The sequence below is a fragment of the Rhizobium sp. N324 genome, from assembly GCF_001664485.1.
Classification (GTDB): Bacteria; Pseudomonadota; Alphaproteobacteria; order Rhizobiales; family Rhizobiaceae; genus Rhizobium.
The window spans coordinates 1,936,183-1,962,746 of sequence record NZ_CP013630.1 but is presented as its reverse complement, the minus strand read 5'-3'; the positions used below and the strand labels follow the sequence as shown (position 1 = coordinate 1,962,746).

At 60.7% G+C, this 26,564-nt stretch carries 24 protein-coding genes and 2 tRNA genes; 11 read left to right on the top strand and 15 right to left on the bottom strand.

The features are described from left to right. Positions 1-19 precede the first annotated feature (19 nt). The 3 genes from AMK05_RS09415 to AMK05_RS09405 all read right to left on the bottom strand — a co-directional run bounded on the left by AMK05_RS09415 (position 20) and on the right by AMK05_RS09405 (position 5,552). Complete coding sequence (locus AMK05_RS09415) at positions 20-1,300, bottom strand: OmpP1/FadL family transporter (protein ID WP_064838220.1); 1,281 nt, start codon at positions 1,298-1,300, stop codon at positions 20-22. A 399-nt stretch (positions 1,301-1,699) separates the two neighbouring features. Next, positions 1,700-4,543 carry a valine--tRNA ligase gene (locus AMK05_RS09410; protein WP_064838219.1) on the bottom strand — a complete coding sequence of 948 codons (2,844 nt, stop codon included), beginning with the start codon at positions 4,541-4,543 and terminating at the stop codon, positions 1,700-1,702. A 115-nt stretch (positions 4,544-4,658) separates the two neighbouring features. Continuing rightward, the gene (locus AMK05_RS09405) at positions 4,659-5,552 is read right to left on the bottom strand and encodes a PopZ family protein (protein WP_064838218.1); all 894 of its coding nucleotides are present in this window, start codon (positions 5,550-5,552) and stop codon (positions 4,659-4,661) included. 82 nt (positions 5,553-5,634) lie between these two features. Between AMK05_RS09405 and AMK05_RS35170 the strand changes: the two genes are divergently transcribed. Beyond that, positions 5,635-5,790 (top strand): hypothetical protein, encoded by a 156-nt coding sequence (locus AMK05_RS35170; RefSeq protein ID WP_171899767.1) that lies wholly within the window; start codon positions 5,635-5,637, stop codon positions 5,788-5,790. Between the two features lie 50 nt (positions 5,791-5,840). Here the strand turns inward: AMK05_RS35170 and AMK05_RS09395 are convergent, their stop codons facing one another. Together AMK05_RS09395 and AMK05_RS09390 are read right to left on the bottom strand one after the other, a co-directional pair. Then, a complete protein-coding gene (locus tag AMK05_RS09395) occupies positions 5,841-6,506 on the bottom strand; it encodes a protein-L-isoaspartate O-methyltransferase family protein (RefSeq protein ID WP_171899766.1) in 666 nt (221 codons plus the stop codon). A 470-nt stretch (positions 6,507-6,976) separates the two neighbouring features. After that, positions 6,977-7,050 (bottom strand) — tRNA-Cys (locus AMK05_RS09390). Between the two features lie 259 nt (positions 7,051-7,309). Here AMK05_RS09390 and AMK05_RS09385 point away from each other — a divergent pair. Then, positions 7,310-7,645, top strand: coding sequence for a KTSC domain-containing protein (locus AMK05_RS09385; protein WP_064838216.1), 336 nt, complete (start codon positions 7,310-7,312; stop codon positions 7,643-7,645). Here AMK05_RS09385 and AMK05_RS09380 read toward each other — a convergent pair. After that, complete coding sequence (locus AMK05_RS09380; RefSeq protein WP_064838215.1) at positions 7,642-7,980, bottom strand: hypothetical protein; 339 nt, start codon at positions 7,978-7,980, stop codon at positions 7,642-7,644. The two genes, AMK05_RS09385 and AMK05_RS09380, sit on opposite strands and share 4 nt — an antisense overlap. A gap of 101 nt (positions 7,981-8,081) precedes the next feature. Next, the gene (locus AMK05_RS09375; protein WP_064838214.1) at positions 8,082-8,399 is read right to left on the bottom strand and encodes a hypothetical protein; all 318 of its coding nucleotides are present in this window, start codon (positions 8,397-8,399) and stop codon (positions 8,082-8,084) included. Positions 8,400-8,516: 117 nt separating this feature from the next. Between AMK05_RS09375 and AMK05_RS09370 the strand changes: the two genes are divergently transcribed. Further along, positions 8,517-8,591: transfer RNA gene (locus tag AMK05_RS09370), tRNA-Asn, on the top strand. 835 nt (positions 8,592-9,426) lie between these two features. On the opposite strand, the gene AMK05_RS35505 is transcribed toward AMK05_RS09370, so the two are convergent. After that, on the bottom strand, positions 9,427-9,606 hold the full coding sequence (locus AMK05_RS35505) for a hypothetical protein (RefSeq protein ID WP_082336857.1): 180 nt from the start codon (positions 9,604-9,606) through the stop codon (positions 9,427-9,429). A gap of 359 nt (positions 9,607-9,965) precedes the next feature. Between AMK05_RS35505 and AMK05_RS09365 the strand changes: the two genes are divergently transcribed. From AMK05_RS09365 to AMK05_RS09355, 3 genes are all read left to right on the top strand, one after another. Continuing rightward, positions 9,966-10,886: a hypothetical protein gene (locus tag AMK05_RS09365; protein ID WP_064838213.1), complete on the top strand. Its 921-nt coding sequence runs from the start codon at positions 9,966-9,968 to the stop codon at positions 10,884-10,886. 193 nt (positions 10,887-11,079) lie between these two features. Next, positions 11,080-13,194, top strand: a complete 2,115-nt coding sequence (locus tag AMK05_RS09360; RefSeq protein ID WP_064838212.1) for a catalase — start codon at positions 11,080-11,082, stop codon at positions 13,192-13,194. A gap of 156 nt (positions 13,195-13,350) precedes the next feature. Next, on the top strand, positions 13,351-13,710 hold the full coding sequence (locus AMK05_RS09355) for a low affinity iron permease family protein (protein ID WP_064838211.1): 360 nt from the start codon (positions 13,351-13,353) through the stop codon (positions 13,708-13,710). Positions 13,711-13,718: 8 nt separating this feature from the next. On the opposite strand, the gene AMK05_RS09350 is transcribed toward AMK05_RS09355, so the two are convergent. Next, positions 13,719-14,126 (bottom strand): low affinity iron permease family protein, encoded by a 408-nt coding sequence (locus tag AMK05_RS09350; protein WP_064841322.1) that lies wholly within the window; start codon positions 14,124-14,126, stop codon positions 13,719-13,721. A gap of 210 nt (positions 14,127-14,336) precedes the next feature. Here AMK05_RS09350 and AMK05_RS09345 point away from each other — a divergent pair, with 210 nt between their 5' ends. Then, on the top strand, positions 14,337-15,428 hold the full coding sequence (locus tag AMK05_RS09345) for an extracellular catalytic domain type 1 short-chain-length polyhydroxyalkanoate depolymerase (protein WP_064838210.1): 1,092 nt from the start codon (positions 14,337-14,339) through the stop codon (positions 15,426-15,428). A gap of 13 nt (positions 15,429-15,441) precedes the next feature. On the opposite strand, the gene AMK05_RS09340 is transcribed toward AMK05_RS09345, so the two are convergent. Then, positions 15,442-15,741 (bottom strand): DUF6074 family protein, encoded by a 300-nt coding sequence (locus AMK05_RS09340; RefSeq protein WP_064838209.1) that lies wholly within the window; start codon positions 15,739-15,741, stop codon positions 15,442-15,444. Between the two features lie 200 nt (positions 15,742-15,941). Here AMK05_RS09340 and AMK05_RS09335 point away from each other — a divergent pair, with 200 nt between their 5' ends. Then, positions 15,942-17,207 (top strand): glycerate kinase type-2 family protein, encoded by a 1,266-nt coding sequence (locus AMK05_RS09335; RefSeq protein WP_064838208.1) that lies wholly within the window; start codon positions 15,942-15,944, stop codon positions 17,205-17,207. Here the strand turns inward: AMK05_RS09335 and AMK05_RS09330 are convergent. Both AMK05_RS09330 and AMK05_RS09325 read right to left on the bottom strand, forming a co-directional pair. After that, a complete protein-coding gene (locus AMK05_RS09330) occupies positions 17,204-18,160 on the bottom strand; it encodes an NAD-dependent epimerase/dehydratase family protein (RefSeq protein WP_064838207.1) in 957 nt (318 codons plus the stop codon). The genes AMK05_RS09335 and AMK05_RS09330 overlap by 4 nt on opposite strands. 91 nt (positions 18,161-18,251) lie before the next feature. After that, positions 18,252-19,208, bottom strand: a complete 957-nt coding sequence (locus AMK05_RS09325; RefSeq protein ID WP_064838206.1) for a lytic transglycosylase domain-containing protein — start codon at positions 19,206-19,208, stop codon at positions 18,252-18,254. Positions 19,209-19,646: 438 nt separating this feature from the next. Between AMK05_RS09325 and AMK05_RS09320 the strand changes: the two genes are divergently transcribed. Further along, positions 19,647-20,222 (top strand): hypothetical protein, encoded by a 576-nt coding sequence (locus AMK05_RS09320; protein ID WP_064838205.1) that lies wholly within the window; start codon positions 19,647-19,649, stop codon positions 20,220-20,222. Between the two features lie 187 nt (positions 20,223-20,409). Here the strand turns inward: AMK05_RS09320 and AMK05_RS09315 are convergent, their stop codons facing one another. The 3 genes from AMK05_RS09315 to AMK05_RS09305 all read right to left on the bottom strand — a co-directional run bounded on the left by AMK05_RS09315 (position 20,410) and on the right by AMK05_RS09305 (position 24,202). After that, positions 20,410-21,069, bottom strand: a complete 660-nt coding sequence (locus AMK05_RS09315) for a peroxiredoxin (protein WP_017960145.1) — start codon at positions 21,067-21,069, stop codon at positions 20,410-20,412. A 288-nt stretch (positions 21,070-21,357) separates the two neighbouring features. Next, a complete protein-coding gene (locus AMK05_RS09310; RefSeq protein ID WP_064838204.1) occupies positions 21,358-22,356 on the bottom strand; it encodes a TRAP transporter substrate-binding protein in 999 nt (332 codons plus the stop codon). Positions 22,357-22,372: 16 nt separating this feature from the next. Next, a complete protein-coding gene (locus tag AMK05_RS09305; protein ID WP_064838203.1) occupies positions 22,373-24,202 on the bottom strand; it encodes a TRAP transporter large permease in 1,830 nt (609 codons plus the stop codon). A 241-nt stretch (positions 24,203-24,443) separates the two neighbouring features. Here AMK05_RS09305 and AMK05_RS09300 point away from each other — a divergent pair, with 241 nt between their 5' ends. Together AMK05_RS09300 and AMK05_RS09295 are read left to right on the top strand one after the other, a co-directional pair. Then, positions 24,444-25,031, top strand: a complete 588-nt coding sequence (locus tag AMK05_RS09300; RefSeq protein ID WP_064838202.1) for an ANTAR domain-containing response regulator — start codon at positions 24,444-24,446, stop codon at positions 25,029-25,031. 34 nt (positions 25,032-25,065) lie between these two features. After that, positions 25,066-26,349 carry a CmpA/NrtA family ABC transporter substrate-binding protein gene (locus tag AMK05_RS09295; protein WP_094447768.1) on the top strand — a complete coding sequence of 428 codons (1,284 nt, stop codon included), beginning with the start codon at positions 25,066-25,068 and terminating at the stop codon, positions 26,347-26,349. Positions 26,350-26,564 lie beyond the last annotated feature (215 nt).

Genomic DNA, 26,564 nt, shown 5'->3' with positions numbered 1-26,564 from the left:
AATTCTTCAAATCGGGGAATTAAAACTTAATCTTTAGGCTCGTCGACAGTGCAGCGACCAGATCGTTGCCAAAGGAATAGGAGACATCATCTCCAAACGTGACTCCGTCCTGGGTCACAACGCCGGACGAACCGCTCGTCAACACGCCCACGGCACCGGCGACGCGCCATTCGATATGTTCGGTCGGGGTGTAAGCTGCACCGAGACCCACCGTCCAGCTGTCGGTCTGGGCGCCATAGCCCTGGCTGGTGCCGCGGTCCCATGTCAGGCTGACTGCGCCGGCCCATTGCTCGTTGAACTTGTGGCCAACACCGCCGGAGATCGTCCAGCCGTCACGATAAAGAAGGTCGAGCGAGGTCAGCTCCGTCGCGCCGCCGGATCGGCAGGCGACCACGCCCTTCGTCGACGTCGGGCAGAAAGGCACGGACTGCAGGACGCTCCAGTTCGTCCACTTGACCGATCCGAAGGCGAGCCAATCCGGAGCGATACCGCTCTGCAGCTTCAGCTCCAGCGAATCCGGCGCTTCGGCGGAGCCGAATACGTCCGTTACCCTTCCGTAAGGAGCGCCGTTGAGCGGTGCAAATGGCGCGGTCACCTGCGTCAGATCGACCGTACCGGTCAGGTTATCGTACTTGACGCGGCTGTTATAGACGAGGCTTGCCCGCATCGCATATTCCGGAATCTCGTAGGCGAGACCGGCGCGCCAGCCCCAGCCACTATCGTCGAGATCTAGGCGGCCGACGCCGGTGCCGGTACCGACCAGAATTGGAACCGTCGAGACCAGGCGTTCCTTGAAACCTTCGACCTCCTGATAGAAAGCGCCGCCAATGAAGCGAAGCTGCCCAGGGCCGACATCAAAACGATAGGAGCAGGTGCCGCCATAGTTGCGGGTTTTGATTTCCGTTTCGATATTATTGTTGGCGCCAGCCCAGTTCAAACCAGGATCGGTATGGCCGCCGAAGGGCTCGGAATAGTCGACGAGGCAGTCGATGGCGTCGCCGAAACCTGCTTTAAAGCCAATGTAAGGAATGGTGTAGTTCGAGCTGTCGTCGGCGGTGTTTGGCCGGCTGTTCAGATTGCCACCGCCGGGAGATGTCGACGTATCCGTATCACGGACATCCTTCAGCTTGCGCTGCGGCGTGACATAGGTCACGCCCGACTGAAACGAGAAAGGCGACGTATCGAACAGCTGATCGATATTGTAGCCGCCGCGCTCCAGTCCGCCGGCGAAGGACGGCGACGCAAGCGACGAAAGAAGAACGAGCGACGTTACGCCCTTGGAAAACCTACGCGATGCCATTGTGTCTCCCCCACTCCAGCAATTGATGTGACGTCACTCTAGTAAGTGTTCGCTCGACATGGCAACGCGCCCCACGGCGGCACTCCCAGGCATTACACTGACCAACTTACGTAAAGAAATTGACGGACACGTCAAAAAATCTGGTTAATAAAATTTTATTCCAGAGTTATCGGTTTTCGGATGGGGTTTTGGGTTTTCATTCCACACATTGCGGAAGCTGTATCAATCCGACAACAGTGACAGTTTTCGCCCGCAGGATGCCCGCGAAGCCACAATCCACAGGCTCAGCGCCTGAAACAGCCGCTTTGAGGACCGAATCAAGCGCGCCCAAAACGATGAAAGACGCGCCCATCGCGGGAGCGCGTCCTTGAAATAACCTACCAAAACGAGTGATGAAGCTTATCCGGCTTCGCTCACCCTGGAGAGGGCGGTCTTCAGGCTGGCGATCTGCCCCTTCAGTTCCTCGAGGCGCTCGCGCTCGGCCTCGACCACGTCGGGATTGGCATTGGCGACGAACTTCTCGTTGGAGAGCTTGCCGTCGATGCGCGAAATCTCGCCTTCCATCTTGCCGATCGCCTTCTCAAGCCGCGCCTTTTCGGCCGACAGATCGATCAGATTGCCGAGCGGCAGGCAGATCGTGGCCTCGTCGACGACGATCTGGGCAGCCCCCTTCGGCGCGTCGTCGGCCAGCGATATCGCCTCGACACGCGCAAGCCGCTTGATGGCGGCGTCGTGGCGGAACAGCCTTTCGCGCGTCAGGTTGTTGGCCTTGACGACGACAAGCGGAGCCGTCGCCGACGGCGGCACATTCATTTCGGCGCGCACCGAGCGGATGCCGGAGACGAGGTCGATCAGCCAGTTGATCTCGTCGGCAGCCCCGTTATCGGCATAGGAGGGCGACGGCCATTCGGCATGGCAGACCAGCGTGTCGCGCTCCTTGCCCTCGCCCGCCGTATGAGCCCAGAGCTCTTCGGTCATGAACGGCATGAAGGGATGCAGCAGCTTGTAGATCTCTTCGAGGATATAGGCGCTGCAGGCCTGGGCCTCGGCCTTGGCGCCCTCGTCCTCGCCGTTGAAGACCGGCTTCAAAAGCTCGAGATACCAGTCGCAGACCTCGTTCCAGACGAAGCGGTAGAGCGCGCCGGCGGCATCGTTGAAGCGGAAGGCTTCGAGTGCTTCCGTTACGTCACGTTCCGTACGGGCAAGCTCCGTCAGAATCCAGCGGTTGATGGTGAGTTCGGCCGCCTCCGGCACGAAATGCGGATCGCTCTTGGCGCCGTTCATCTCGGCGAAACGCGTGGCGTTCCAGAGCTTGGTGCCGAAATTGCGGTAGCCGGCAATGCGGGCCGGATCGAGCTTCACGTCGCGGCCCTGTGCCGCCATGATCGCCAGGGTGAAACGCAGCGCGTCGGCGCCGTATTCGTCGATCAGTTCCAGCGGATCGATGACGTTGCCCTTCGACTTCGACATCTTCTGCCCGTTCTTGTCGCGCACCAGCGCGTGGACATAGACGGTATTGAAGGGCTCGACGGGATTGCCGTCCTCATCCTTCATGAAGTGCAGGCCCATCATCATCATGCGGGCGACCCAGAAGAAGATGATGTCGAAGCCGGTGACGAGCACGTTGGTCGGGTAATAACGTGCAAGCTCAGGAGTCTCGTCCGGCCAGCCGAGCGTCGAGAAGGGCCAGAGCGCCGAGGAAAACCATGTGTCGAGCACGTCCTCGTCCCGCGTCAGGATCTCGCCCGGCTTGAAGTTTTCGAGCAGGTCCTCGACATAGGCCTTCATCGGCCCTTCGTGCGAGAGGTAATGCTGGATCGCCGCCTGCAGCGCCTCTTCCTCGGTCTTTTCGACGAAGACCTGGCCGTCCGGGCCGTACCAGGCGGGAATCTGATGCCCCCACCAGAGCTGACGGGAGACGCACCAGGGCTGGATATTTTCCATCCATTCGTAATAGGTCTTGTCCCAGCTCTTCGGCACCATCTTGGTGCGGCCTTCGCGGACCGAGGCGATCGCCGGCTCGGCGAGCGTCTTGGCATCGACATACCATTGCTCAGTCAGCCGCGGCTCGATCGGCACGCCGCCGCGGTCGCCATGCGGAACCATGTGCTTGTGCGGCTCGATCTTGTCGACGAGACCGGCCTCTTCGAAAATCTCGACGATGACCTTGCGCGCAAAGAAGCGGTCCTGCCCTTCCAGGCGATCCCAGGCGCCGTGCAGCGCCGCCGGATTATCGAGACCTTCGAGGAAATCCTCATTGTCCTTGATGGCAATCGTGCCATCGATATTCATGATGTTGATCGCGCGCAGGCCAGCCCGCTTGCCGACGTCGAAGTCGTTGAAGTCATGCGCAGGCGTGATCTTGACGGCACCTGTACCGGCCGTCGGGTCGGCATAATCGTCGGCGACGATCGGAATCCGACGGCCAACGATCGGCAGAATGACATGTTTGCCGATAATGCTCTTGTAGCGTTCATCCTTCGCATTGACGGCAACCCCGGTGTCGCCCAGCATCGTTTCCGGACGTGTGGTGGCAACGACCAAGTAGTCGCGCGTTTCCCATTCGGTCGGTTTGCCTTCCTCGTCGAAAGCAATCGGGTACTGGTAGGTGACGCCCCGCTCCAGCGGATAACGAAGATGCCAGAGATTGCCCTTGATCTCATGCTGTTCGACTTCAAGGTCGGAAATGGCCGTCAGGAGCTTCGGGTCCCAATTGACCAGGCGCTTGTCCTTGTAGATCAGGCCTTCCTTGTAGAGTGTGACGAAAACTTCGAGAACCGCCTTCGACAGGCCCTCGTCCATGGTGAAGCGTTCACGCGACCAGTCGCAGGACGCACCCAGGCGCTTCAGCTGGTTGAAGATCAGGCCGCCCGATTCAGCCTTCCATTCCCAGACCTTGTCGATGAAGGCGTCGCGGCCCATGTCTCGGCGGCCGGGCAGCTGCTGTTCCATCAGCTTGCGCTCGACGACCATCTGCGTGGCGATGCCGGCATGGTCCATGCCCGGCTGCCAGAGCACGTCCTTGCCGCGCATGCGCTCGAAGCGCACCATGATGTCCTGCAGCGTGTTGTTCAGCGCATGGCCCATATGCAGCGAACCGGTGACATTCGGCGGCGGAATGACGATGGTGAAGGTCTCGGCCCCGGGCTTGGCGTTCGCGCCGGCGCGGAAAGCATCCTCCTCATCCCATTTCGCGGCGATTTTGGGTTCGACGGCAGCAGAATCATAGGTCTTGTCGAGCATTTTCTGACCAATTTCGAGGTTCGAGGGTGGCGTTTGTAAATAGGATGGGCACGGGCAAGTCAATAAAAAAGCCGCCCCGGAGACCGGAGCGGCTTTTCAGGAAAAAGCAATCCGATCAGCGGCGCGGGCCGCGCGCCACGCGCTCGATCTCCTCGCGCACCAGCCGCTCGACCAGCGTCGGCAGATTATCATCAAGCCATTCACGCAGCATCGGGCGCAGCATATCCTCTGCGATCTCATCCAGCGAGCGGCGCTCCGCACCGTCGATGGCGGCGGCAAGCTCCTCGAAGGAGCGGCTGATCTGCAGACCGGCGCCCTCCGAAAGCAGCGTCGGCTGAACCTCGTCCATAAGGCTCGGCAGGAAAGCTGCTGCCGGAGGCTGAGCCGGTTCCAAAGCCGGTGGCGCCGTCTCGACGGCGGCCAAGGGCTCAGCGACTGCGGGCGCCGGCTCGGCGACCGCGGCCCGCGGTGCTTCTACAAATACCGGCTCGGCCGGCTGCTCGATCATGGACTGCGGAACGGGTGCTACAGCAGCCGGGGGGAAAACAGGCTGCATCGGCTGCGGCTGCGGTACTGCTGCCCGCGGCGCTTCCGGCATCGGGGCCGGCTGCGGTTCGGGCTGACGGAAGCCGCTCGGAATTTCACGCAGTGCCTGGCCGGCCTGGACAGCGCTGCGCTCGGAGGCGGCGCGCACGCGGGCGGCGACATCGGCAAGCGACAGGGCGCGGGCCGGCACTTCGGGTTCGGGGGCGGTGCCGGCCGAATTGGCGGCAACGAAACGTGGATCGGAGGAGCGCATGGCCGGTTCGGGGAACTCCACGCCGGCATAGGTATCATCAACCGTCAGATGGATCTCGGAGCCGTTCTCATCCTCGTCGGCGCCGTAGACTGGCGGCAGGGATGCGGAAATCGCCTTGCCGGCGCCGGGCTCATTGCTTTCGATGATCTGGCGGATGGAGGCCAGAATTTCTTCCATTGACGGTTCACGCGCTACACTTGGCTGAGCCATTTCAATCCCCGTTATCCAAAAACAACGACCGGACGATGTGGAGCGGTCATCCGAATCACCGCGACCTTAGAATACCTCAGACGTGAAAAAAATCATCGCGAATCAAATGAATGAGGCCATGCACAGTTTTGTTACCCGATGTTTGCGAGGCGGCGGCGGCAGGATAAACGATGTTTGTGAAGGCTTTCCGGCGATGCGTAGAGTCAAACTGCTGCAGCGCCAAAAGGCGCTGCAATGAGAAACGGGCGCCGATGGCGCCCGTTGCTGAATTCATCGATGAAAACGGGATCAGAAAACGAATTCGCGCGCCTTGGCGAAACCCGGCAGCGGCTTCACGGAGGCATTGAAGAAGACGTTTTCCGAAATCGCGCCGCGCTCGGCGACGAACACCTTGGCGCGGGCGGCATTGCCATAGCCTTCGACCGTGATCAGACGGCCGCCATCGCGCAATTGGCCGAGAAGCGCTGCCGGAACCTCCTCGACTGCGCCGTTGACGAAGATCAGATCATAGGGAGCGCCGGCAGCGTAGCCCTTTTCGAGCGGCCCTGTGACCACCTCGATCTTGGCGTAGTCGGCAAGCTTGGCCTTTGCCTCGGCGGCCAGCGCCTCGTCGCATTCGAGCGCGATGACCGAGCCGGCAATGATCGACAGCAGCGCCGACGTGTAACCAGTGCCGCAGCCGACTTCGAGGACGAAATCATCCTTGGTGATCGCGGCCAGCTGCAGCAGCTTGGCGAGCGGCGATGCCTCCATCAGGAAGCGGGCCGGCTTTCCCGGTGCGGCGGCCGATATTTCGACATCGTTGTCGATGTAGGCCAGCAGCTTCGCCCTCTCCGGCACGAATGCCTCACGCGGCACTGTGAGAAGCGCCGTCAGCACGGAATGCGAGGTAACGTCCGTCGTGCGAACCTGGGTGTCGACCATCTTTGCGCGCGCTGCTTCGAAATCCATCATGTCCTCTCGCTCTTGAAAGCGGTTCCTGTCCCTCGTCTCTTAATCCCCGCCACCGATGCTTTCAAGGCTTGGCAGCCGCCGGCGAAAAGAATCCGGCAGGCGCTTCTTCCGCGCCACAGAGGCAACGAGGCTCTCCAATGCAAACGTGGAATCGCCCTCCCCTTCATGTTATGATTTTCAACGGAGGAAAGTAGGAGGTGCAGGCCATGTCTGCGATTTTCGAATATTTGACGCTGTTCGATTTTTTCATCATCGCAGCGCTCATCGGCATATTCTGCTGCGGGCTGCTGGATGGCGAAACGACCTTGAAGTGACACGGGTGCCGAAGCGCGCTCAAAGATAGTTCCCGCATAACGTCTGCGGCAATCTCATGCAGCGAGCATCAGGCCATGCGACGGCCACGCGGCGATACACCTCAGAGCGTCGCTGCTCGGGTACATTTCAGCCGTGTTATGTCGTGTGGGAAAGTTTGGAGGCCTCGCCCGGAATTGAACCGGGGTACAAGGATTTGCAGTCCTCTGCGTCACCACTCCGCCACGAGGCCTCACGCGCTCGTTATCTGAGCCGTGGCGAGCGTTTAGAATGATCGTAAGGAAATCGCAAGAGGGCATTTCGGAAAAACGCCAATCCGCCGCTGCCCCAAAGGCTATTTCCCGTGCCCGACCGGCACGAGCGCAGGGTGGAATTTCCCTGCCGCCGATGATGTCCCGTTTCCTGCCAATCTATGCATTTGAAACAAATTGTCAGCTTGACCATCGCCCTGCGGGTCTCATATTGGCCCTGGGAGGGTGATAGGAGCTGCAATGGATTGGGCTGCCCTCAAATCGAAGCACGTGCATGCGGCATATGATGCCGAAAGCCGGGATCTTCATGTAAAATTCCCGGGTTCTCCACCGGTGAAACATGCGGACATTCCGCCGCACGTCTACCAGAACCTGCTGGAAACGAGCGATCCGCACTTCTACTACAAATATTATGTTGCACCTTCCCGCGTCTCACGAGGCAGCCGGCATCAGCTGTCCCTTTCCTACGTGCTGAAGCTCGTCCTCCTCCTTGCCGTCAGCAGCCTGCTGATGGTGACCAGCCTCGATCAAGGCCCCAACGGCGTTTTCGAGGAAAGCGAACTCAGGTCCAACTAGATTCGCCTGAGCGATGCACCCGCCTCAACGGCAACAGGGCTTGCGGCCAGGCGATTGCTCAGGCCGTCGAAATTGTCGCTTCTATTCTGATTACGATAGCGGCGATCGTTTCGGTCGCGGTCGTTATTGCCATCACGCTCGTTCCGGCCGTTGAAATTGCGATAGTTGCGTGGCCCGTCATAACCACCCCCCTGGCCGTGATCGACCGTACAGCCCTCTGGACGGCGGCAGATGCCGCGAGCGTCAAAACCCCGGCTGTCGACGGCCTGGGCCTCGGCGGGAACGCTTGAGAGAATCGTCGCCGCCGAAAGGGCGACAACAAAAAGTGCTTTCATGTCCTCAGCTGACCATTTTGACGCGTTTCGCATCTTACAATCCATAAACCAAGAAGGCGAAAATCCAGTCGCTTTTCCGCGACCTCTCTTCGGATGCTCTCTCAGCCAGCCGGCTTCCCCCGCCTGTGCCACCAGACCGCCAGCCGCCGGCGAAGCCGGCGCGCGACAGGCAGATCGTGCGAGAGCACGAGGAAACCAAGCGGCAGCATCCAAAAGCCCAGGATCGGCAGGAAGCCCAGGAAGCCGCAAAGAATGAGGGCGACACCGATCGCCATCCGCGCGATACGGGACCGCGGCATGCCGATGCTGAAGGAACCGAGCATGAGCCTGCCGCTTGCATGATCGATGCCGAAGCGCCTTGCCCGCTTCCCGGGCTTTTCGCCGCCCCTCGTCTCTTCGCGCTCATTCCCGTTCGTCATTCCCCAGAGATGGGCACAGACGACCCAAATACAAGTTCATTTCATTTTTTTGAAAAAACCGCTTGGCAAATCGGGCAAGCATTTGTATTAGCCCACTCACACCGCGCCAAGCAGTGATCCCTGGTAGCTCAGCGGTAGAGCATTCGACTGTTAATCGACAGGTCGCCGGTTCGAATCCGGCCCGGGGAGCCATTTTCAAGAAATCGCCTGTTTCGTTGATGAATCCGAAAACAGGCGTTTCATTCTCACTTTTAGCCCCAAATCAGCATCCGCCTAATCCTTGCGAAAATTCACAAGACGCATAAACTCAATCCATCGGATAGCTTTTGCTGGTGACCACGGATGTACTGGCACCGTTCTGATGCATCAAAGAGGTCGGCGCGAGGATTCGCCCCGACCTTTTCTTTGTTCAGACGCTGGAAACAAAACGCCCGCGCCCGCAGTTGAATTCAAATCTCTACAGGCCGCCGTGAGTTACGCTAGAAATAATGGCGGTCGATGGCAGGAGATCGAAATCACGGTGCATTTGCCCCGCGAGGATATCGTCTACGCAACCGATAAGGTGCACCAGTTGATCGATGCCTTGCCCCTTAGCGGCCAGTGACATTGTTGGAATCGGCCCAGAAATTCAGGGTCGCAAGAGAACAGCGTCGCGGGGCGCCAGCGTTATCGACGGTGATTACTCCGGGGCTGGGGCGTCCTCGCATTCGCCTTTAGCAAAGCAACAAGCGACGAAGCGGCCATCTTTGCGTTGCCGGCTTGATGGTATAGAGACTACGGCAGGACGCGACTGCCATTAACTTAAGAATGGGGTCGGGCGGCAGATTGACGTCACGTCGCTGCCACGAGATCACGTGGCCGTTCTCTCTCGATCATTGACGACGGCGCGATGAGCATTGCGCGCGGTGCTGCTGTCGGGGCTACCATCAAACGGAAATGACGCCTGAAGCCGATCGATCCTACCGGCCAGACATTGCGCGTTCGCCAAAAGCCGACCTGATGCCTCCGGCAAGCAGAGCCAACCACCTTAGTAGCTGCACGAACGACCGTCGCCGGGTCGGAAGCCGTCGGCGCAGGCCGGGTTCATGGAATCTCCCGGCTGATATCCCGATGCGTTGCCATATGAATTCGGTGGCGTCGCGCAAGCGGAAATCATGGCGGCAAGGCTAATGGCGCCGGCTGCTGCAAATGCCCGAAATCTGTTCATCGATGCTTCTCCCGTCTACGCTGTGATGCAGCCATGAGTGCCTCCCCTTGGGAGCCACCCGAGTATTTCCCCAGAACGCACTCTCAGACCACCCTGAGTTTAAAGATATAGGCGCGCGCCTCGGCTGGCGTTAGCGCGAGCGCCCAGATTTCGTCGATCTTCATCATCCGCGTCTGAAGATCGTCGACGATCACGCCGGCCGGGAACAAACGCCGTGGTTAAAAGTTGAGTGGCATCAACCACGTAACGTCAGCTTTGACAGGAGGTCTCTTATGGGTCGCGGTATTCTACTTTGGCTGCTCGGTGTTCCACTGCCTATCATCATTCTTCTGGCTCTGTTTATGCGATAGGAACAGATCATGTCGGTTTCAATGACAGGTTCCGGAGAGGTTGCCACTCCGGTCGAATCCTCCAAATCGGCTATGACCTGGGGGCCTATCTTCGGGGGCGCCGCGGCGGCCATCGGCGTGACCCTCATCCTTCTGCTGCTCGGATCCGGGCTCGGGCTGACGATGGTGTCGCCCTGGTCGGGGCAAAGCAGTTCGCTCGGGACACTCGGTGTGACGGCGGCAATCTGGCTCGTTCTCGTGCAATGGCTCTCTTCGGCGCTCGGCGGCTATATTACCGGCCGGCTGCGGACGAAATGGGCGGCCGTCCACACGGATGAGGTTTTCTTCCGTGACACCGCGCATGGGTTCTTGAGCTGGGCTCTGGCGACCGTCTTCGTTGCCGGGTTTCTGGCCTCGTCGCTGACTTCGCTCGCCGGCGCCGGTGCACAGGCCGTGGGTGCGGCCGCACAGGCCGTGGGATCGACCGCCACCGCCGCCGGTACCGCGGCAGCATCGTCGGCCACCTCGCCGGTGGATCTGTCCACGTCCTATTTTACCGACGCGCTGCTGCGCCCCGATCAGGCGCGCGCCGCAGCGACATCCAACGATGCCGCGGCAACAACCGAAGTGTCCCGCATCCTGCTCAACGGCGCCGCCGCGGGCCAGGTTCCCGAGGACGACAAGGCCTATCTCGCCACCATCGTCTCTTCGCGAACCGGCCTTTCCGAGGCCGACGCACGCACCCGCGTCGATACGGTGCTGAAGCGGATCGACGATGCCAAGGTCGCCACCCAGAAGGCTGCCGACGAGGCACGCAAGGCGGCCTCGACCACCGCCCTGCTCGGCTCGCTGTCGCTTCTGGTCGGGGCTTTCATTGCCTCCGCCGCCGCCGCGTTCGGCGGATCTCAACGCGACGAAGAGGAAGATCTCCTCGTCAGGCCTCGTATCTAGGATTGATTGAAACCGGGGTGCGGGGTCGAAAGGCCCCGCACCCTATTTTTGTGCGGGCCGCGGCTTTGGTGTTGTTGGATCATCTGCCGCCGTCAGGCGGCTTCTTTCCACAGTGGCTGTTTATTTCTCATCAAACGGAACATGTGGCCATTTTTGAGCTTCGGATAGGTCACACCCTTTCCGGAGAAAATAGATGGCCAAGAAGACGAAGACCTCGCCCTCGGACAACGCGACGATTCATGATCAGAAACTGCATCGGGGTGCAGGTGGTGAGCTTCATCAGTTTGCCGAAGACGGCATGCCGGTGCTAACCACGGCGCAAGGCGGCCCGGTCTCCGATGATCAGAACACGCTTCGTCTCGGCGCCCGTGGCCCCGCCCTCATCGATGATTTCCATTTCCGCGAAAAGATCTTTCATTTCGATCACGAGCGCATCCCCGAGCGGGTCGTGCATGCGCGCGGCTACGGCGCCCATGGCTATTTCGAAACATATGAATCGCTGGCCGCCTATACCCGGGCCGATCTCTTCCAGCGGCCCGGCGAAAAGACGCCGGCCTTCGTCCGGTTTTCGACAGTCGCCGGCAGCAAGGGTTCCTTCGATCTGGCGCGCGACGTGCGCGGCTTCGCGGTGAAGCTCTATACGCAGCAGGGGAATTGGGATCTGGTCGGCAACAATATCCCGGTCTTCTTCATTCAGGACGCGATCAGGTTTCCCGACATCATTCATGCCGTAAAGCCGGAACCCGACAGGCAATTTCCGCAGGCGCAGTCGGCGCATGACAATTTCTGGGACTTCATCTCCCTCACCCCCGAAAGCATGCACATGATCATGTGGGTCATGTCGGATCGCGCCATCCCGCGTTCCTTCCGTTTCATGGAGGGCTTTGGCGTGCACACATTCCGTTTCGTCAACGCCGCCGATGAATCGACCTTCGTCAAATTCCATTGGAAACCGAAACTCGGCCTGCAATCCGTCGCCTGGAACGAAGCGGTCAAGATCAATGGCGCGGATCCGGATTTCCACCGCCGCGACCTTTGGCAGTCGATCCAGTCAGGAAACTTCCCGGAATGGGAACTTTGCGTCCAGCTTTTCGACCAGGACTTCGCCGACACGTTCGACTTCGACATCCTCGATCCGACGAAGATCATTCCGGAGGAGATCCTTCCGGTCAAACCGGTCGGCCGGCTGGTGCTCGACCGAATGCCCGAAAACTTCTTCGCCGAGACCGAGCAGGTCGCCTTCATGACACAGAACGTTCCGCCCGGCATAGACTTCAGCAACGACCCGCTGCTGCAGGGGCGGAACTTTTCCTATCTCGACACGCAACTGAAACGTCTGGGCGGCCCGAATTTCACCCATCTGCCGATCAATGCTCCGAAATGTCCCTTCCACAATTTCCAGCAGGATGGCCACATGGCGATGCGCAATCCTGTCGGGCGGGTCAATTACCAGCCGAATTCCTGGAATCAGGGGCCGCGGGAATCGCCGGTACAGGGCTATCGTCACTTCCCGGCCGAGGAGCAGGGTGCCAAGGTCCGATTGCGGCCGGAAAGCTTTGCCGATCACTACAGCCAGGCCAGGCAGTTCTTCATCAGCCAGACCCCGCCGGAGCAACGCCATATCGCGGCAGCGCTGATCTTCGAGTTGAGCAAGGTCGAAACACCGGTCATTCGCGAGCGCATGGTTTCCCATCTCATCAACATCGATGAGACGCTGGCGAGCAAGGTCGGCCACGCACTCGGCTTCAAATCGATGCCGAAGCCCGCCGATGCCGCCATGCCGACACGCCAGGATCTCGAGCCGTCGCCGGCGCTCAGCATCGTCGAGCGCGGCCCCAAGCGGTTCGAAGGACGCAAGCTCGGCATTCTTGTCACCGACGGCGCCGATGCCGCGATCTTCAGGGCGCTGCTTGCCGAAATTACCGAACAGAAGGCCGTATTCGAAGTGATCGCGCCAAAGATCGGCGGCGTGACGCTCTCGGACGGCAATTGGATCGAGGCGCACCAGATGATCGACGGCGGACCTTCGGTGCTCTACGACGCCGTCGCGCTGCTCCCCTCGTCGGCGGGAAGCAGTGATCTGCTGAAGGAGGCAACGGCCCGTGATTTCGTCTCGGATGCCTTCGTGCACTGCAAGTTCATCGGCTATGTGGAAACGGCGCTGCCGCTGATGCAAAAGGCCGGCATTGCCGATTCACTGGATGAAGGCGTGATTGCGCTTAAAGCAGCCGGAGATGTCGCGGCCTTTATCAAGGCGCTCGGCAAATTGCGTGTCTGGGGCCGGGAGCCGTCGCTCAAACTGAATTGACTTTGTCGTCGTGGCTCGTCGCCGTTCGGTGACATAGATTAAAACCCGCGGAAACGCGGGTTTTATACTGTTGGCAACGCGGATTTTATTGAGCCGGGGTGATGGAAACAGCTTCGATTTGCCCCATCTTCAATGTTGTGCGCTGTGGAGAGACGTATGCGCTGGCGTTTTCGACAGGTCTCCGACTTTGCCGTCTTGTGGGCAGGACATCGCGCGGTCCCTGTGACACTGATCATATTGGCAGTCTTATGGGCGGCAGCCGGTCTGCATTTTTCCTTCCCGCGGCAATGGTTTCTGCTGACCAACATGGTCGGCACGCTCATCATATTTTTCATTTTGCTGCTGGTGCAGAATTCCCAAAATCGGGACATGATGGCGCTGCATGCCAAGCTCGACGAACTGATCCGATCGAGCAAGGCAAGAAATCACTGGATTTCGGCTGAGAAGAGAGATGCCGAGGCCATTGAGGAAATGCGTCGGCAACACCACGACCAGATCTCAGAGACAACGACCTGAAACGCGCATCAGGTGGACGCTGCATCGGCTGCAGATTTTTCATCCGCTTTTTCCTCGACGCATTCGGCCTGCGCGGCAAGCGTCTTGCTCATTTCCCTGAGTTCCTCCTCCTCCAGCTTTTCGATACCGACGAACTTGTTGGCGGCCTGGCTCGTCAGGATAAGCTCGTCGAGCTTGGCCTGCACCGCCTTGCCGTCGCGGTTCTGGCTGTTCTGCAGCACAAACACCATCAGGAAGGTGATGATGGTCGTGGTCGTATTGATCACAAGCTGCCAGGTTTCAGAATAGCCGAAAAAGGGGCCGGATACCGCCCAGGCGAGTACGAGCGTCAGCGCCGCGACAAAGGTGAACGGTTTTCCCGATAAGTCGGCGACGATGGTTGCAAAGGAAGAGAAGAAGTTGGGTTTGTTCGACATCTGAAAAGCCTCGCTGGATTGCAGCATCCATGCTGTCAATCGACAACATCAACGCCATTTTCGGGCCGAAGTTCCTCGCACTGCCGAGCTGTCCGCGTCCCCGGAAATCCGGCTACTCGGAAAATATTGTGCAGCGCAGCAACTTTCTGCCGGCTGAGGCGTTTAGTCAGGCATCACCGCCATTTCGGCAGCTGATTGGCGGAGACTTTGATGAGATCCATGTCAGACACCCTCGCACGCCTTGCTGCCCTGCGAGGCACGCTTCGCCCCCGCCCCGCGCAGGAAAATCCCAATCTCGTCGCCTTGGGCGCATTCGGTGCGAACCCGGGGGCTTTGGGAGGTTACACCTACCTGCCGTCGAACCGCGCAAAAGACATGGCCCTGGTCGTCGTCCTGCACGGCTGCACCCAGACTGCATCAGGCTATGATATCGGATCGGGGTGGTCTGGGTTGGCAGAGGATTATGGTTTCGCGCTGCTGTTTCCCGAGCAACGAAGGGCAAACAATCCCAACCTCTGCTTCAACTGGTTTAACCCGGAGGACATAAGCCGGGATCACGGCGAGGTCTCTTCCATTCGCCAGATGATCGCGAAGGTCGTGGCGGAACACGGTATCGACGCCAGGCGCGTGTTCGTGACCGGGCTTTCGGCCGGCGGCGCCATGACCGCCGCGATGCTTGCCACCTATCCGGAAGTCTTTACCGGCGGCGCGATCATAGCAGGTCTGCCCTATGCCAGTGCCACGACCGTTCCCGAGGCGTTCGACCGAATGCGCGGTCATGGCGGGCCGACCGCCAAAGAGTTGGAGCAGCGATTGAGAAACGCTTCAGGCCACAAAGGCCCGTGGCCGACAGTGTCGCTCTGGCAGGGAAGCGCCGACAGAACCGTCGTCCCGTCCAATGCGAATGTGATTGTGGAGCAATGGAGAAATATCCACGGCGTCGACACATCGCCAGCGCGCGTGGAAAATATCGGACGACATCAGCGAAGGGTCTGGACCGATGCGCATGGGGTGGAGGTGATCGAGCTCCATACGATTGCCGGCATGGATCACGGCACGCCGCTCGATGTCGGCTCCGGCTACGGGGCAAGCGGCCCGTTCATGCTTGACGTCGGAATTTCCTCGACGGTCGAAATTGCCAGATCCTGGGGTCTGCTTCCCTCGTTTGAGAAGCGGCGCAATGCCGAACCCTCCGCGGCGCAACCGGAAAATACCGCAGATCCATTCGCCGCGGGCAGCAACCGTGGGGGCATTCACAAGGTCATTGAAGACGCCCTGCGGTCCGCCGGGCTGCTGCGGTAAATATCAGATCGGGCTAGCGGTTTTGTGACTTGGGCACTGGCCCGTTTTGATGGCTGAGGACGAGTTCGATCTGGACATCCTGCTGAAACTGCAGCACCCGCTCGCCGACGTCGCTCTCCGACATCCCGGCTGCCAGAAGCTGATCGGCAAGCCTGCGGCATTCGGCCCTCCAGAATGCGATCGCATCCGCGCCATGCCGCCGGCCGAGTTCACGGGCGCAGCGCTCGATATTGGCGGTTCCGGTTCCGGAGGGAAAAGCAATCACCACGCCTTCATTGGGGGCGGCAGGGCGGCAGGTCATTTCAGTAGCCATCGAACACAGGTTCCTTTGATCCTGTTCGTTGTCTACGGGACTATGGTTAATGCTTTCTATCGTTCCTATGCGTTCATTTCGACGATTCAGAATTTGCAGCCCAAGGGCGTCACATTGCCTCATCTTCGACCTTGACGCCGGCACGCCCATGCGCCGACAGTCCGCATCACGATCGACACTTGAGGCAGCAGAGACCACCGATGACGATAAGCGCTCCCCGCGATTTCCTGAAAAGCCTGTTCGACGCGGCGGTTCGCGCCGCCGATCCGCTGACCGGCATCAAGGCGAACCTGCCCGACACGCCGAAGGGAAAGACCGTGGTGATCGGCGCCGGCAAGGGTGCGGCGCAGATGGCGCGGGCGCTCGAAAGCGTCTGGGACGGGCCGCTTACGGGTCTGGTAGTCACACGCTACGGTTATGGTTGCGAGACACGCGACATCGAGATCATCGAGGCTGCCCATCCCGTTCCCGACGCGGCAGGACTTGCCGCGGCAAGACGGCTGATGGAGACGGTGAACGGATTGACGGAAGACGATCTGGTGGTCGCGCTGATCTGCGGCGGCGGCTCGGCGCTGCTGCCTGCTCCGCCGGAGGGGCTGACCCTCGAAGACGAGATTGCGCTCAATGAAATGCTGCTTGCCTCGGGCGCGCCGATCTCGGCGATGAACGTGGTGCGCAAGCATCTCTCGACCATCAAGGGCGGGAGACTTGCGGCAGCCACCAGTGCAAGGGTGGTCAGCCTGATCGTCTCCGACATTCCCGGCGACAACCCGGCCCATGTCGCCTCCGGGCCGACGGTGCCTGATGGTTCGACGCGGCACGATGCGCTTGACATCATCAAGCAATATGGATTGCGGCTGCCCCAGGCAGCCCTCGACCATCTCAACTCGCCGAAGGCCGATGCGCCGCGGCCGGAGGATCCGGTCTTCCTACGCCACGAGCATCACATCATCGCCTCTGCGGGTGTGTCGCTGGAGGCCGCGGCCGCCCTGGCGAAGTCGCAAGGGATCGAGCCCGCCATCCTATCGGATGCGATCGAGGGAGAATCACGCGACGTGGCGCAGGTGCATGCGGCAATCGCCCGCGAGGTGCTCGGCCGGAACAGGCCGTTTTCGAAACCCGTCGTCATCCTGTCCGGCGGCGAGACGACGGTGACGCTCCGTGCCAAGGGCGGCAAGGGCGGACGCAACGGCGAATTCGCGCTCGCCATGGCGCTTGCGATCGATGGTGCCGAGGGCATTCATATCCTGGCCGCCGACACGGACGGGATCGACGGCTCCGAAGACAATGCCGGCGCCTTTGCCGATGGCGGCTCGGTCAAGCGCCTGCGCGCCGCCGGGCTCGATCCGCGCCGGCTGCTCGACGGCAATGACAGCTATTCGGGCTTTGCCGCCGTCGGCGATCTCTTCGAAACCGGCCCGACCGGCACCAACGTCAATGATTTCAGGGCTATACTGATCCGTTAGCGGGTCGAGATCCTCCCCTGCCCGACCAGCCAGCCGACAGCCTCCTGCACGGCCTGCAGCGACGTATATCTTGGGGAGTAACCCAGCAGGCGCCGGGCTTTGGCGATCGAGCAATTCGGACTGCGGGCGATATGCTCCCATGTCGCCTCCGCGTCTTCGGCTGTCTGGCTTTCGGCCCAGGCGTCGAATGGGGCGAAGCTGAGTTTCGGCTCCCGCCCGAACCATCGCGACATGGCTTCGGCATAACCGCGAAGCGTCAGCGCCTGCGCCGAAACCGCGTGGAAGCTTTCGCCGGTCGACGCATTCCAGTTGGCGATCGCATCCATGAACATCGCCGCCACGTCATCGGCATGGACGTGATGGACCGTCTCCAGGCCGAAATTCGGCAGCGCCAATGGCTCACCGCGGGCAAGGGTCGAAAAGACCTGCAGATTGAAATTGCCGGCAGGATTGAGCGGCGCCCATCCGCGGCCGACAATGTGGCCGGGATGGATGATGGTCGCCGGAAAGCCGTGAAGCCTTGCCTGCTGAAGCAAATAGGTTTCGATATCAGCCTTCTGGATACCATAGTCACCGAATGGCGACTTCGACGCCTCTTCGAGTGTCGGCACGGCCACGGGGTGGCCATGCGTCCAGATCGTGCCGGTATGCAGGAAATGACCGACATGCCCGGATAGCGCCGTCACCAGCTGCTCGGCACTCTCCAGCGTGAAGCAGATCATGTCGATGACGATATCGGCTTCCAACTCTCGCACGGCCAGGCCGAATTCACCCGTCCGCTCCATCGCTGAGCGATCCATCTGGCGCTGATCGACAGAAGCCCAGGCGCGGTTTTCGGTGTAAGGCTTTGCCGCGCCGCGGCTGATCGTGACGACGTCGTGACCTGCCTCCACCAGGCGAGGAACCAGATAGGTTCCGACATGGCCCGTTGCCCCGATGACCAAAACCCGCATTGTCGTTCCTCCCTTTGGGATATCTGCGTCGACTATGCTGCGCCGTGTCGCGATCCTGCAAGCGGACTTTTCGCCAAGGATGGCGGCCCCGCTATTGATTTTTGAAAACAAGGCAGGTGCCGCCGTGCTTGCGGATCTGGTTGCAGAGATTGTTGGCTTCCAGGCGCGTCTGCCGGCCGATGCGGGCGGCATAACGCGGGCGAAAGCCGAAGCTGCGATCGCGCTGGCGCAGGATCAGCGGCTGTTCCGCATTGAGCGGCGCGGGCAGATCTTCCACGGCATCACGAAACATGCGCCGGGCGACCGCGACATTGGCGTTCGCGGCAAGCTGGACGCCCCAGGGCGCCCAATCGCCCTCCGGACGCCAGGGCGTGTCCTTCAATATCCGGCGTTCGGCAAGCGCCACGCAGCCGTCGACAAAGGGCTTGTCCTTGTCGAGCGGGGCCGCCGCGTCTTCCGGCGGATTGTCCTTCCACTCCTCCACCGTATGGGCGGTGATCGCCATGACATAGCTGCGCGTCTCGTAAGGCAATCTGCCTGACGCAAGGTAAGAAGCAAGACCGTTTTCGCCGGCATTATAGGCGGCGGCGGCAAGGCCGAGATTGCCGAAACGGTTGCGCAATTCATCGAGATACTGCGCCGATTTCCGCAGCGCTTCCAGCACCTGGTAGCTGTCTTCGAGGCCGCGCAGTTTCGCCGTTCCCGGCATGAACTGCGCAATCCCCTGCGCCCCTTTGAAGCTGACGGCATCGGGGCGAAAAGTGCTTTCGCGCCAGATGAGACGGGCGAAATAATCCGGCGGCAATTGATTGGCGTCGGCGAAATGCTCGATCGCGGCGCAGAGGTCGCGATTGAAACTGTCCTTGCGGATGCAGAGCGTCTCACCCGATCCCGACGCCGAAGGCCCGGAAAAGAGGCAGGCCGGCTCGGCAGCGCTTACTTCCGGCTGGGCATTTCCGGTGGCTGCAGCGGAAAACACAAAGCCGAGCGAAAGCACGGCCCTCGCCGCTCTCCTCCCCATGTCGGATTGACGCTTTCGCCCTATCATCGGATCTCGGCAGGTTCGACTTCCATCACGACGCTGGATTTCTAGATAACATCAATCGAGGCGCGACGCTTCCCCATTTGGCGTGGCGCAAGGATCAATGTCCGTCGGCGAATCTCGTAACGAGTGTCAGCGTCACGATGAGAGGTGGGTGGCGAGTTTGCCGTGAGCCAATTGTCGCACCTGCTTTAGGTCGGGAACTCCGGCGGGATGCAGCGTGCTAGACTGATATCCGCTGATGGGCCACGAAGCAGCCATTCCGTCATAGCCGCGGGCTTGAAACAGCTTAAAGCATGTTAGTCGAATTGCGACCCGACACACCGCCTACCAAACTGATGTCAATCTCGTCGTTCATTTCCAGTTCAGCTTGTGCAGGTACGGCTTCGCTTGTCGCGGCTCGCGCTCTATTAGACGCCCGGACCACCAGAGTGGAGACTAAACATGCCTGTGACTAAGATCGGTATTGGCGTTATCCTGCTGAGCACCATTCACTCCGTTTCAGCTTTTGCAGCAACCGCCGAACACGCCACGGCGACGGGTCCTTTGAAGAATCATGATGATGCGGTCATCAACGCGTTTGAGGTGATGTGCACGCTTGAGCCCGAGAACTTTGAACATATCAGTGCGAGAGCGCAGGCGATGGTCATGCGGAAGTCAGTGGATAAGACGGAAAAGCAGAGCCCAGATATCACGCGCCACCTCGAAGTCTTTGAAGGAAATCTCACCACAGGTCCCTTCAGCTTACTTCTTGAGAAGATCAGCGGGCCCACTATCAACGCCACAAACTGCGGAGTGGCATCCAATACGCCAAACAAACGCGCATATTTTGATGACATCGTCAGAACACTTCACCTGAGCCAGAACACCTCCAAACGAACCAGCTCAAACGGCAATACCGTGACAACGTGGGACAATGTTTACGGCCCTCACACATTTCTCGATTTGACCGATCTCAGGGGGAGCGATGGCGTTTTGATCCAGTTGTTGGATGCGCCAGCGAAATCTGAAAAGCCCTGATCGCGGGTCTACGTGGCCGCAACCCATTTCTCGGTAGGCGCAACTGCGTGAAGTATCTTGTTCAAAGTGCGACCGGGAGACCGTGTATGTGAAGGCGCGGCAAAGCGGCGGACTTGTGGGCAGACGACGCAAAAAAGCCGCCGGGCCAATGGCCGCGGCGGCTTCAGGAAAGATTTGAAAACAGCGATCAGGCCGTCGGCTGCTTGGTCTTGCGGAGATAGGGCAGAACCGTATCGAAGGAGCCGAAACGCGTGATCGCGTCTTCGTTGGAAACCGCGGCGGTGATGATGACGTCCTCGCCCTGGTTCCAGTTCGCCGGTGTCGCCACCTGGTGCTTGGCCGTCAGCTGGATGGAGTCGATGGCGCGCAGGATCTCGTTGAAATTCCGGCCTGTCGTCATCGGATAGGTGAGGATCAGCTTGATCTTCTTGTCCGGACCGATGATGAAAACCGAACGCACCGTCGCGTTGTCGGCGGGCGTGCGGCCTTCCGAGCTCTCGCCGGCCCCGGCCGGCAGCATGTCGTAGAGCTTGGCGACCTTGAGGTCCTTGTCGCCGATCAGCGGATATTCGACGTCGAAGCCGGTGGCGGTCTTGATGTCGTTCTTCCATTTGGCATGGCTTTCCACGGGATCGACGGAGATGCCGATGATCTTGGCGCCACGCTTGGAAAACTCACCCGCCAGGCCGGCCATCGCGCCGAGCTCGGTCGTGCAGACCGGCGTGAAATTCTTCGGATGCGAGAACAGGACGGCCCAGCCATTGCCGATCCACTCATGGAAGCTGATCGGCCCCTGGGTGGTGTCGGCGGTAAAATCGGGGGCAATATCGTTGATGCGTAAGCTCATGGTCGGCCCTCCAAAGCCTTGTGTTCAATGTTGTTTGTTTCAAATCGAGGCCATGGGATCTGTCCGCCGGAAGCGGTCGCGAGATTGCGGTCAACAGGATCGCACCGGCCGAAGATTAAAAACTTCCCATTCCAGGATTTTAAGTAAGTCATATACCACGATCGCCGAAGGCATGCTCTTTCGATTTCAGGCCTGCGGCGGCATTATTTTTCCGATACACCCGAACGACGACAGGGCCGATTTTTCAGTCGGCCCTATCGGAACGTCAGCGGTCCGCCCTCCCCCGCTTCAGGCCGCCTGAACGGTTTTGATCCGGTCTATGCCGCCGACAACCGGCGCGAAATCGGCCCAGACACCCTGCGCGCCCTTCTGCCATTCCTCGAAGGCTTCCGGCGTCAACAGCTTTCCGCCATGACCAAGCGCCGTCTCGACGGACTTCGCCTCGTCGTCGACGATCAGCTGATTGAAATGGGCCGCACCCTCGCTGGAAGCCTGCTGGAAGACGGTCTTCTGATCGTCGTTCAAGCCAGCCCAGAAGGCCGAGGAATAATAGATGACGCCTGATGCCCAGATGTGGCCCGTCTCGGTCATATCGGGCACGACCTCATAGAGCTTGAAGCCTGAGTAGGCCGATTTGGTCAGGTCCATCGCGTCGGCGACGCCGGTTGCGAGCGCATTGTAGGTCTCGGTGATCGGAATGCCGATCGGCGTGGTGCCGAATGCGCTCCAGAGCTTGGTGTGCAGCGGGCTCTGGATCACACGGATGCGCTTGCCTTTGAGCTGCTCGGGCCGAGTGACCGGTTCCTTGGTCAAGAGATGGCGGGCGCCGTAATTGATGAAATCGCCGACGACGAAATTCTGCGCCTGCAGCTTCTGCTTGAGATCGGCGCCGACATCGCCGCCGACGGTCCTGCGGACATGGTCGGCATCGCGAAAGAGGAAGGGCAGATCGAGGATCTGCAGCTCCGGCGCCCAGCCGGAAAGCGACGAGGCCGTCGAGAGGCTCGCCTGGATCGAACCGAGGCGCACGCCCTCGGCCACTTCCTTCTCGCCGCCGAGCGCACCGTTCCTGACGATGTTGAACTTGAATTGGCCGGGAAGCCTGGCTTCGACCAGCTCGCCGATCTTCACCCAGATCTTGGTTTCCGGCTTGTCGTCGCCGAGCAGCGAGGCAATCGTGATCGTCGTCGTGCGAGCGGCGGCCGTGCGGACGAAGGCGGGCGCTGCGAGCGCCGTTCCGGCGAGCGCTGCGATTTTCAGGAAATTGCGGCGGTCAAGATTGTTCATAGGGTTGTCCTGTTGATTAGAAAATGATGGCCCAGGCGCAGAGGATTGCGAGCGAGACCAGGAGAGCGAGCAGATAGGGAACCACCGCCCGGAAGAGCTCTGAGGCGGGAATGCGGGTGACGCCGCTGACGACGAAGATTAGCATGCCGAGCGGCGGTGTCAGTCCGTGGATCATCAGGTTGACGACGATGATGACGCCGAACTGGATCGGATCGATGCCGGCTGCGATCGCTGCCGGCAGCAGGATCGGGCCGAAGAGCAGGATCGCGGCGCCGATGTCGAGAACGAGACCGACGGCCAGCAGAATGACGTTCGACAAAAGGATGACGGCCAGCGCGCTGCCGCCGAGCGCCGTCGTCAAATGGGCGATCAGCGAAGACACGTCGTCGACCGCCAGCAGGAAGGCGAAAGGGCCGGCCGTGCCGATCAGCAGGCCGATCGCCGCCGTCTCGACCGCCGCCTGGCGGAAGGCGGCATAGAGCGAGAGGATGCCGAGCCGCGCGCCGATGCCGAGCAGCAGCGTATAGAAAGCGGCGAGCGCTGCCGCCTCCGTCGTCGTGACGATGCCGATGCGGATTCCGACGACGACAATGACACCCAGCCCGAAGGCCGGGATCGCCTGGACCGCCGATTGCCAGCGCTGTCTCGCGCTGGTCCGCGGCAAGGGCGCCTGCTCACGCACGGTCAGATGGATGGCGACCGCCAGGCATATTGCCATCAGCCCGCCGGCGAAGAAGCCGCCGACCAGCAGCGCGCCGACGGAAAGATTGGTCGCCGAGGCAAGGATGAGAAATGCGATCGAAGGTGGGATGATGTTGTCGAGAACCGATGTCGAAGCGATGATCGCCGCCGCCTGCGCCGGGCGATAACCGTGTTTGACCAGCTCGGGCTGGAAGGTCGATGCGCCGAAAGCGGCATTCGCGACCGAAGAGCCGGAAGCGCCGGAAAACAGAACGCTGGTCAGAAGCGTCGTCTGCGCCAGTCCGGCCCGGCGATGACCGACCATGGCGGCGGCAAAGCGCACGAGCTGATTGGCGACGCCCGACGCCGTCAGCAGGCCGCCGGCGAGCAGGAAGAAGGGAATGGCGAGCAGCAGGAATTTCGAGATACCGGTGACGGTCGCAGAAACGATCGCCGGCTCCGGCAGGCCGCTGCCGAAAGCGATGGCGGCATAGGCTGCGGCGAGAAAGGCGTGCGGCAGCGGTGCGGCAAGCACCAGGCCGATCGCCGCGATCAGCCCGAGGAAAATGCTCGGCGGCCAGTCGAGATCAACCGAGATATGCGGAATGCCGGCATAGAGCGCGATGCCGAGGACCAGCGAAAGAGCAACCGGCAGGACCCGGCCGTCGGCGATGCGCTGCAGAAGCAGCACGATGAGGAGCAGCGCGCCGCCGGCGCCGAGGAAGCCGAAGCGGATCCATTCCGGCAGGCCGAGCGTCGGCGAGACGCCGCCGAGCATCGTCATGATCTCGCGGCCGCCGAAGGCGAGGATCAACGCCGAAAGCACGGTGAAGACATCGGCGCCGATGCGCGTGACCCTCTGCAGGCCTTCCGGCAGCATCCTGACGAAAACATCGAGGCGCATGGCAAGCGCACTGTTGAGGCTGAGCGGCGCGCCGAGCGCGACCAGGGCCACGTTCAGCCAGATGCCGAAATCCTCGGCGCCGATGAAGCCAGTGCCGAAGAAATAGCGCAGGCAGACCGTGACGAGCACCATGACGAGCAACACGGCGAGAACCAACGCTGCCGCGATGCCGAGAACCGCCTCGATCGCCCGCAGCAAGCGGGCTGCCGCTCCATTGTCCGAAGCGATCCGGTCGATCGGATGAAAGTCGCTGGTGGCCATTCTACTTGCCTTCCGCCCGAGGATCACGCGCTGCTGGCCCCTCACAAGATGGAGGTCAAAAAGCGTCACGCCTTTTCGCCGAAACGGATCGCTTCCTCAAGCGGTGACGGGCCGGAAACTGCTGACCAGCGGCGCAGCCCGAAACAACGGCAATATGGTCATTTTTTAGGCATCCATATTCATGCACATTTTTGAGGCTTGCACCTTGCCAGAATTGCTGCAGCGCGTCATAAATAGAGTCATGACGCATCTCGATCTGACAATTCTGGTGATCGACGAAAATGCCATACGCGCCTCCATCATCGAAGAAGGACTGCGCGAGGCAGGGCATGCGCGCGTCACCGTGGTGCATGAGGTCAACGGCATCGCGCGCACCATCGAAACGCTGATGCCCGACGTCATCATCATCGATATCGAAAACCCCAATCGCGACATGATGGAGCATCTGTTCCAGCTGACGCGCACGGTCTCTCGCCCGATCGCCATGTTCGTCGATCGCTCCGACACGGCTTCGATCGAGGCGGCTGTCGATGCCGGCGTCTCGGCCTATATCGTGGACGGATTGAAGAAGGAACGGGTCAAACCGATCCTCGACATGGCCGTCAGCCGTTTCAATGCCTTCAGCCGGCTGCGGCGGGAGCTTGCCGATGCCCGCTCGGCGCTGGAGGAACGCAAGCTCATCGAGCGCGCCAAGGGCATCTTGATGAAAATGCGCGGACTGTCGGAGGAAGAGGCCTTCGCGCTGCTGCGCCAGACGGCGATGAACGAAAAGAAGAAGATGTCGGAAATCGCCCAGAGCGTCGTCACCGCCGCGGGACTGTTGATGTGACGGCAGGCTTCTTAGATTTCCGGAGGAAACCGGAGTGGATATGATGACGACGACCGCCAAATCCGGCGGCGAGCTACCCTCGCCCGCACGCATCAACGACGAAGGGCCGAAAGTGCTGCGGGCCGGTTTCATTCCGCTCGTCGACGCGTCGGTTTTGATTGCGGCGGCGGAATTCGGATTCGCGCAGAAGGAAGGCCTGACGCTCGATCTCGTCAAGGACGTCTCCTGGGCGAATGTGCGCGACCGCCTGGCGTTCCGCCAGTTCGACATCGCCCATATGCTGTCGCCGATGCCGGTCGCCTCCATGCTCGGCCTCGGCTCCAATCCCTCGCCGACGATCACACCGTTTTCGCTGGGGCGGGGCGGCAATGCGATCACGCTGTCGACGCGGCTTTTCGACAGGATGCGGGATGATGCGGGATTGCCGGAAACGGCAAATGCGCTCGACAATGCCCAGGCTTTGGCGAAGACACTGGCAGCGATCAAAGCGCGCGGCGAGCCGCTGCCGACCTTCGGGGTCACCTATCCCTTCTCCTCGCACAATTACGAATTCCGCTACTGGCTGGCGGCCGGCGGCATCGATCCCGACAGGGACGTCAAGCTCGTCGTCGTGCCGCCGCCGCTGACCTCGGATGCCCTGGCAGCTGGCGCAATCGACGGTTTCTGCGTCGGCGCGCCGTGGAATATGGTCGCCTCGGAGCGCGGTCTCGGCCGCATAGTCGCCGCCAAACAGGATATCTGGCCGTCGGCCCCGGAAAAGGTGATCGGCATGCGGCCGGATTGGGCCGAAGGCCATCCGGAGACCGTTTCCCGGCTGATCGTGGCGCTCGACGCGGCAGCCCGCTGGTGCGACCGGGCGGATAATCACGACGCGCTGGCAGCAGTTCTTGCCGATCCCCGCTATATCGCCGCACCCGTCGAGATCATTCGCCGTGTTCTCGCCGGCGAATTCAGCCTCGACGCCAGGGGCAACCGCCGCGTCATTGCCGATTACTTCCAGTTCCATTCCGGCTTCGCCAACTATCCCCGGCCAAGCCATGCGCTGTGGATCTACAGCCAGATGATCCGCTGGGGACAGGCCGAGACCAGCCTTAGCAAGGCGCGCGCCGCCGCGTCCGCCTACCGCTCGGATCTCTATCGCACGGCGCTCGGCGACGCCAACGCGCCCGATGACGCCGATATCCGCATCGAAGGTAATGACGAGGGCGACCGCTTCATGGACGGCCATGTCTTCGATCCGGGGCAGTTGCCGGACTATGTGGCCCGCTTTGCCGTCAAGAGCGCCCTGCCCTTCGCTTCTCACAGCGATGAGACCTGATCCAGGCCGGCCTGCACAAAACGCCAGCAAAATTTGCCGCACGCGCTCACTGCAACGCACAAAAGATTTGCACGGTTTTTGGCAGCCGCAAAAACGAGCAAATGGCCGGATGTTAAAAATATCATTTCTATTCAATACCTTAAATCAAAGACACCAAACTGGCACGCAGCTTGCAAGGCTATTACCGCACAGATCAATGGCGATCAGCGCAGTAT